6 protein-coding genes are annotated in these 7,366 nt (G+C 33.2%); 4 read left to right on the top strand and 2 right to left on the bottom strand.

Annotated elements, in window-relative coordinates; translation table 11 throughout:
• Positions 1–31: 31 nt before the first annotated feature.
• Positions 32–1,405 (bottom strand): HD domain-containing protein, encoded by a 1,374-nt coding sequence (locus tag FC45_RS04615; RefSeq protein ID WP_006587820.1) that lies wholly within the window; start codon positions 1,403–1,405, stop codon positions 32–34.
• A gap of 115 nt (positions 1,406–1,520) precedes the next feature.
• On the opposite strand from FC45_RS04615, the gene FC45_RS04610 reads away from it, so the two are divergent.
• The 4 genes from FC45_RS04610 to FC45_RS04595 all read left to right on the top strand — a co-directional run bounded on the left by FC45_RS04610 (position 1,521) and on the right by FC45_RS04595 (position 5,672).
• A complete protein-coding gene (locus FC45_RS04610) occupies positions 1,521–1,928 on the top strand; it encodes a DUF1934 family protein (RefSeq protein WP_006587819.1) in 408 nt (135 codons plus the stop codon).
• A gap of 47 nt (positions 1,929–1,975) precedes the next feature.
• Complete coding sequence (gene rpoE / locus FC45_RS04605; protein WP_006585258.1) at positions 1,976–2,524, top strand: DNA-directed RNA polymerase subunit delta; 549 nt, start codon at positions 1,976–1,978, stop codon at positions 2,522–2,524.
• A 142-nt stretch (positions 2,525–2,666) separates the two neighbouring features.
• Positions 2,667–4,286, top strand: coding sequence for a CTP synthase (locus FC45_RS04600; protein WP_006587818.1), 1,620 nt, complete (start codon positions 2,667–2,669; stop codon positions 4,284–4,286).
• A 120-nt stretch (positions 4,287–4,406) separates the two neighbouring features.
• Entirely contained in the window at positions 4,407–5,672 is a 1,266-nt protein-coding gene (locus tag FC45_RS04595) for a UDP-N-acetylglucosamine 1-carboxyvinyltransferase (RefSeq protein WP_006585257.1), read from the top strand.
• A 344-nt stretch (positions 5,673–6,016) separates the two neighbouring features.
• Here the strand turns inward: FC45_RS04595 and FC45_RS04590 are convergent, their stop codons facing one another.
• The gene (locus tag FC45_RS04590; RefSeq protein ID WP_006585256.1) at positions 6,017–7,333 is read right to left on the bottom strand and encodes a class III lanthionine synthetase LanKC N-terminal domain-containing protein; all 1,317 of its coding nucleotides are present in this window, start codon (positions 7,331–7,333) and stop codon (positions 6,017–6,019) included.
• Between the last annotated feature and the right edge of the window lie 33 nt (positions 7,334–7,366).

Raw genomic sequence — 7,366 nt, 5'->3', positions numbered from 1 at the left:
CTCTTTATCAACAGGATTTGACAAAGAGCCTTTAATTATTGGAATTATTCTTTTTAGTTGGTTTTCTCTGATATCGAAGGGCACCATTTTTTACGTATTTTTGAAATTCTTGGTAAAGCGGATCAAAAATTTGCGGTTCATCATTTTGGGATAGCATAACTTTCGGGAAAAAGAAATTTTCGCTTCCCTGGATAGTTCCGTTGAGTGCTTTTACTAATGGACTTAACTCAGATAATTCAATTAACGACCCATCATCTTGCATAATTTCAATTTGACTATTTGCATTTTTGCCAGTTGGCTTATATGCATCATATGGTTCATCAAAAGCACTAGTTAGAGCTGTATAGTAATTAGGATCAAAGCCAGCTTCTTTAATATAATTTTTGAGCTTAGGTACTAAATTGCGAGTTTCTTGATTAACACTACAACTAGCGAAAGGTTTTCTAAATAAATATCTGCTTGCTAAATCTGCTAAAATTTCGTCGCCTGATTCACGCCAAATAGAAAAATTGGTTTCCATTACGCCATCATCAAGATTCAAATAATCTTTTAAAGTCCAACTTCCATCCAAAAATTTTTGTAAACTTGGTGTAACTAATAAAGTGTTTGACTTATAAACATATCTTGCTCTTTCAAGTAATTTGTTTAAGACGACTTCTAATGAGCGATTTATACGATGAAAATATACTTGTTGATACATTTGATAACGACTAACAATGTAATCTTCAACTGCATGCATTCCATTATTAGTAAAGCAAATTCCATCGGAATAAGGGCGAATTACGCGTAATAAGCGTTCAATATCAAAGCTGCCATATGTTACACCTGTAAAGTAGGCGTCCCTTTGTAGATAATCCATTCTATCTGCATCTGCTTGGCTTGAAATCATTTTAACCACTTGTGGATTAGGGTAGGTCTTTGCTATGACGCTGGCAACTGCTTCAGGAAAAGCTGGAGCAACCTTTGATAAAATTTGATTAATTTCAGTAGATTTGTCAGTAATAATTTGTGTGCCTATTTTTTCGTGGTTAGTTCCAAATAGATGCTCAAAAGTATGAGAATATGGACCATGTCCAATGTCATGTAATAATGCGGCACATTCGGCTACTATATTTTCTTTTTCATTCCAAAGGCCATCATTTGGTTTGATAGATGGATATTGTTTGCTAAATATTTCGCAAATTCGTCTAGTTAATTCATAAACACCTAAGTTATGTTCAAACCGTGTATGAGTTGCACCGGGAAAAACATAGCTAGTTGGTCCAAGTTGTTTAATTCGGCGTAAGCGTTGAAATTCTTTAGAATTAATTAAATCTAAAATAACTTTATCTTCGATATGAATGTAACCATGAACAGGATCACGTAATTCTACGGGGTGGGGTAATTTTTCACTTTGAAAAAACATAATTCTTCCCTTCATTTTATTTAATTTTTGAAGAAAAATTCGGTAAAATGTATACAGTTAAAATTATAACAAAGAAAACGTTTAAGATGTGAATTATCATAGATTGAGGGGTATTTTGAAAGAAGTAGATTTAAAATTTAAAAGTACAATTACTCAAGAACAAGATTCAGAAAGCTTTCAAAAGAGTGCAAAAGCACAAGTTGAAGAGCTAGAAGATGGTTGGCGTTTAAAATATTTAGAGGATGACCAAATTCCTGTTAAGATTTTACTAAAAAAACAAAAACAAACGCTTATAATTAATCGAGGAGTAGTTCCAAGTGATTATTCATTAATCAAGTTGGAACTAGGAGAAAAACGTGGCTGCAAGTATGTAGTTAATAACCGCCAAATGGACTTAATTAGTGAAACTAAATTCCTAAAAGTTACTAAATATGGCGGTAGAGTCAAAGTTCAAGTTGAATATGACCTATTTAGTGGGCTATACTTAATAGGTAACTATGCAGTCACATTGATTTTTTCTTAAGAGATGCGTAAAATAGAAAAGATGCTATAAAGAGAGGACGTTTAACTGTGGGTTTAGCTGATTTTGAAGGTAAGAAACGCGAAGAACTTTCATTAATTGAAGTAGCACGTGCTATTTTAGAAGACCACGGCAAGCGCATGGCTTTTGCCGATATTGTAAATGCCGTTCAAGAATACTTAGGTACTAGTGACGAAGAAATTCGTGAACGTTTACCACAATTTTATACTGATATGAATACTGATGGTGAATTTATCTCAATGGGTGATAATGTATGGGCCCTTCGTTCATGGTTCCCATATGAATCTGTTGACGAAGAAGTTAACCACCCTGAAGACGAAGATGATGAACCACGTAAAAAGCATCATAGAAAGGTTAATGCATTTATTGCAAGTAGTGATGATGATGACATTATCGACTACGATTCTGATGATCCAGAAGATGATGATTTGGATACTGATGAAGATGAAAATACAGATGACTTTGATGCTGCAGATGATGACGATTTTGATGATCCAGATGACGATGATGAATTACCAGATGGTATTGAAGGTCAATTATCAGAATTAGATGATGATGAAGACGAAGATGATGAGTAATTAGACTTGACTCTTTGTCAGTAAGTCTATATTATTTTATCTGGGCCCCTTATTGGGCACTTACTAATGATATTTATTAGCCCCCTTCTTTGAAGGGAGCTTTTTTGTTTTTTACTTAAATTTTTATAAGGAGAGCTACTTGATGACTAAATATGTATTCGTAACCGGTGGTGTTGTTTCTTCATTAGGTAAGGGTATTGTCGCTTCGTCTTTAGGACGTCTATTGAAAAATCGTGGCTTGAAAGTCACGATGCAAAAATTTGATCCATATATCAACATTGACCCAGGTACGATGAATCCATATCAACACGGTGAAGTATTTGTAACTGATGATGGTACTGAAGCTGACCTTGACCTAGGTCACTATGAAAGATTTGTTGATGTGCGTACTAGTAAGTATTCTAATGTAACTACTGGTAAGATTTATTCCGAAGTTTTGAAAAAGGAACGTCGTGGAGATTACCAAGGTGCTACTGTTCAAGTAATACCTCACATCACAAACATGATTAAAGAAAAAATTATGCGTGCAGGCCAAACTACTGATTCTGATGTAGTTATTTCAGAAATTGGTGGGACTGTTGGTGATATTGAATCTACTCCATTTATGGAAGCTATTCGTCAAATGAAGCGCGAAGTTGGTGCTGATAATGTGATGTATATTCACGTAACTTTAGTGCCTTACCTTCATGCAGCTCATGAAATGAAGACTAAGCCAACTCAACACTCAGTTGCTACTTTAAGAAGCATTGGAATTCAGCCTAATATGCTTGTTTTACGTGCAGAAAAAGAAGTGGGCCAAGAACTTAAAAATAAGATTGCTAACTTTACTGATGTTCCAGTTGAAGCAATTATGGAATCAATTGATGCTCCTTCATTATTTGAAATTCCTTTGAATTTCCAAAAGCAAGGTATGGATCAATTAGTATGTGATCACTTCAACTTAACTTCTCCTAAGAGTAAAGCTGATATGGAAGAATGGGTTAAGCTAGAAAAGCGTTCTACTAGCCTTAAATACAAGACTAAGATTACTTTGGTTGGTAAATATGTAGAACTAGAAGATGCTTATATTTCAGTTACCGAAGCCTTAAAGCATGCTGGCTATCTTTACAATAGTGAAATTGAGATTAACAAAGTTCAAGCAGAAGATATTACAGAAGATAATATTGCTGACTTTATGAAAGATTCTGATGGCTTAATTGTCCCTGGTGGTTTTGGTTTGCGTGGCCTTGAAGGAATGATAACGGCTATCAAATACGCTCGAGAAAATGATATTCCATTCCTTGGTATTTGTCTTGGTATGCAAATGGCAACAGTAGAATTTGCTCGGGATGTTTTAGGCTATAAAGATGCTAATACAACTGAAGCAGATCCTGAAACCAAGAATAATATTATTGACTTGATGGCTGATCAAGAAGGCCAAGATACAATTGGCGGTACTTTGCGTTTAGGTCTATATCCTGCTCGCCTCAAGAAGGGTACTAAGACTTATAAGGCATATGATGAACAAGAAGTAATTCAAGAACGTCACCGTCACCGTTATGAATTTAATAATAAGTACCGTGAAGAATTTGAAAAGCATGGTATGATTTTTAGTGGAGTTTCTCCAGATAATCATTTAGTTGAAATTGTTGAAATTCCAACTAAAAAGTTCTTCATTGCAGCACAATACCATCCAGAATTTTTATCTCGTCCTCATAAACCAGAGGGCTTGTTTAAGGCATTTATTGGTGCTGCTAGTGGCTTAGAAGAAGATAAGTTTTAATTGTAAAATACAAAATTCTTAAAAAACAAGAGGTTTAGCACATTCCTCTTGTTTTTTAATCTGATTTCTTATAACATTTACAATGACACATTGACAAAAAGAAAAGGATTGTTTTCCCCGATGAAGCAGATGATTATTCATGGCGGAAAACCACTAACTGGTGAAGTTTGGATTGGTGGAGCTAAGAATTCAACTGTAGCCCTCATTCCAGCCGCAATCTTGTCACATACTCCAGTAACTCTAGAATGTGTACCACGCATTGCAGATGTAGATAACTTGATGGATTTGTTGAAAGAAATGGATGTTAAGTGTGATTTCAAAGAGACCACTTTACACATTGATCCAACAGAAATTAAGATGAGTCCACTTCCTGCAGGTAAAATTAAGAGTTTAAGAGCATCATATTACTTTATGGGTGCTTTACTTGGTAGATTTGGCAAGGCCGTAGTAGGTTTTCCAGGTGGCGATGACATTGGTCCACGCCCAATTGATCAACATATTAAAGGCTTTGAAGCTTTAGGTGCTATTGTAAAAAATGAAAATGACCAAATTATCATTAAAGCACCAGAAGAAGGACTTCATGGTAATCAAATAGACTTAGCGATGCCATCAGTGGGCGCTACGATGAATATCATTATGGCCAGTGTAACTGCACAAGGTCAGACTATAATTAATAATGCAGCGAAAGAGCCAGAAATTATTGATTTAGCAACTTTTTTAAATAATATGGGTGCTGTTATTCGTGGTGCAGGTACTGAAACGATTAGAATTGACGGCGTTAGTCGTATTGAAGCTAAGATACCTCATACAATAATTCCAGATAGAATTGAAGCAGGTACTTATATTTCACTAGCTGCATGTATTGGAAATGGCATTCGAATTCATAATATTATTGAAGAACACCTAGATTCATATTTAGCCAAAGTAGAAGAAATGGGTGTAGTCATTGATGCAGATGAGGATTCACTTTACGTATATCCAGCAGGCGATTTAAAGATGATTCAGGTCAAAACTGATCCATATCCTGGTTTTGCCACAGATTTGCAACAACCTATTACGCCCCTTCTTTTGACTGCAAAAACAGGCGAAGGTGTAGTTATAGATAATATTTATCCTAAGAGAACTAGACACATTCCTGAATTGCAGAAGATGGGTGCTAATATCAAGGTTGAAGATAATATTATTTTGGTTCATCCAACTAGTGAATTACATGGAGCATGCGTTCACGCAGATGAGATTCGAGCAGGAGCATCATTAATGATTGCTGGTTTAATGGCTGATGGTGAAACTGTAATTGATAATGCAGATAATATTTTAAGAGGATATGATCGTGTTGAGGAAAAGTTACGTAAGTTAGGCGCTGACGTAACTATTCAAGATGCATAATATTTAGAAAGCTTACCTAGTTTACGGGTAAGCTTTCTTTTATTTGATATAGGGGTATAAGTTTGAAAAAAGATGCAATTAAAGCGGTCTTTATCAATTGAATAATTGGCAATATTCTTCGCTAGAAGTAGTAGTTAAGCTTAGTTTTACTGATTGGGGGATTGTATTTCTTGAAAAGCTTAAACTTGTATTCCTTAATATCAAAAAGATAATAAAAAAACGTTGATAAACCAAAGTTTATAGAACTTTGATTATCAACGTTTTTGTATAACAAGAGTTATTTCTCTTATTTATTAATCTGGCAACTTAAAAAATGAATCTAAACATATAGCAACCCTCCTTTCTTATAAATTAAGCTTATCGATATATTTTCCATGAATTAATTTGGAGTATGTATTCAATAAATCTTTAGGAAGCTTCTTTTTTTGTGCTTTTTTTAAATAAGATACTATTTCTGAATAGCTAGTATCTATATCAATGTTTTTCATAAAAGAAATATAAGTATCAGGATAAACTAAAAAATAAAGAAACTGAGCAAGACTAAATCTATCAGGAAATTCTACAATAGACTGCTCATAAGGATTATAAAAACCATAAGTACCAGCAGGATTAATACTATTTTTGGCAAAACAAGATATACCAGATTTAGATATTGCATAATTAAAATCTATTATTTTGGCCTGTTTATCTTGAGATAAAATAACATTACTAAAGGATAAATCTCTAAAACTAATCTCTAATTTATTTAGTTTATTAATTAAAAATAGTATCTGATTGAATATATTCAACCTTTCTTTCAGAGACAAAGTGCTAAGTTTATTGGACATAGCTAATTCATCAAGTGATTCACCTTCTATAAATTCAGTCACAATTACAACAGAATTATCAAGATAGAAGGTATCAATAATATTTTCAAAGCCGGAATCTTTTAAAATCTCGTTTGTATTTAGAATATTACTGGAACTTAATAACCTATCAGCTTCATCTATGTTACTACTTTCAATATTGAAATATTTGCATGCATAACGAATAATAACTTTTTTCATAAATTTAACATCAAGTCCTAGAAAAACTCCAGAGGGACCAAGATGCTTTAATACTTTTAATATTAAATATCTAGATGGTAATTTATGATAATGTTGTAAATCATAATCTGGTATTTTTTGTGCATCTTTAAAAGGATGCAATGTCTTATCTCTATGATCTATATTTTTTATATCACTAAGTAGGGTACCAAATCGATAGTAAATGTTAGAATTCAACTTGTAGGATTTATCAGAACCTACAGCTATACCTATTTCATTATGAAAGTAATAGTGTAGTATTTCTAAAGTTTCTAATACATTTTGTGGTTTAGGATAAATCGTTATAAATTTACCTACTTGGCTATTACCATAATAACCAAGATTTAATCGTTCTAATTCAGATATTGAAGCAATTATTTTAAAATCCCAGCATTTTTTCCTGTTTAAGTTAAAAAAACGTTGAGCAATATCAATTGCATTTGTTAAAACGGCACTAATATGTATTTTCCAACCATAGTTATTTACTATTTGATGAGGGAAATTGGGATATGCCCAAATATCACTACTATTCAATCTGCAGATATTATTTTGTTTTAGTAACAAGTCGTATTCTTTTGATAAGCTTAATTTTTTCATGGAATAAATCCTTGTTCTTTTTTATTTGAGTGA

The sequence above is a fragment of the Lactobacillus jensenii DSM 20557 genome (assembly GCF_001436455.1).
GTDB lineage: Bacteria > Bacillota > Bacilli > Lactobacillales > Lactobacillaceae > Lactobacillus > Lactobacillus jensenii.
This window is presented reverse-complemented; position numbering and strand designations above follow the sequence as displayed.

Bases quoted from the DNA above. Each gene is read 5' to 3' on its own strand.
- FC45_RS04615 (WP_006587820.1), bottom strand. From the start codon at position 1,405: ATGTTTTTTCAAAGTGAAAAATTACCCCACCCCGTAGAATTACGTGAT.
- FC45_RS04595 (WP_006585257.1), top strand. From the start codon at position 4,407: ATGAAGCAGATGATTATTCATGGCGGAAAACCACTAACTGGTGAAGTT.
- FC45_RS04590 (WP_006585256.1), bottom strand. From the start codon at position 7,333: ATGAAAAAATTAAGCTTATCAAAAGAATACGACTTGTTACTAAAACAA.
- FC45_RS04600 (WP_006587818.1), top strand. From the start codon at position 2,667: ATGACTAAATATGTATTCGTAACCGGTGGTGTTGTTTCTTCATTAGGT.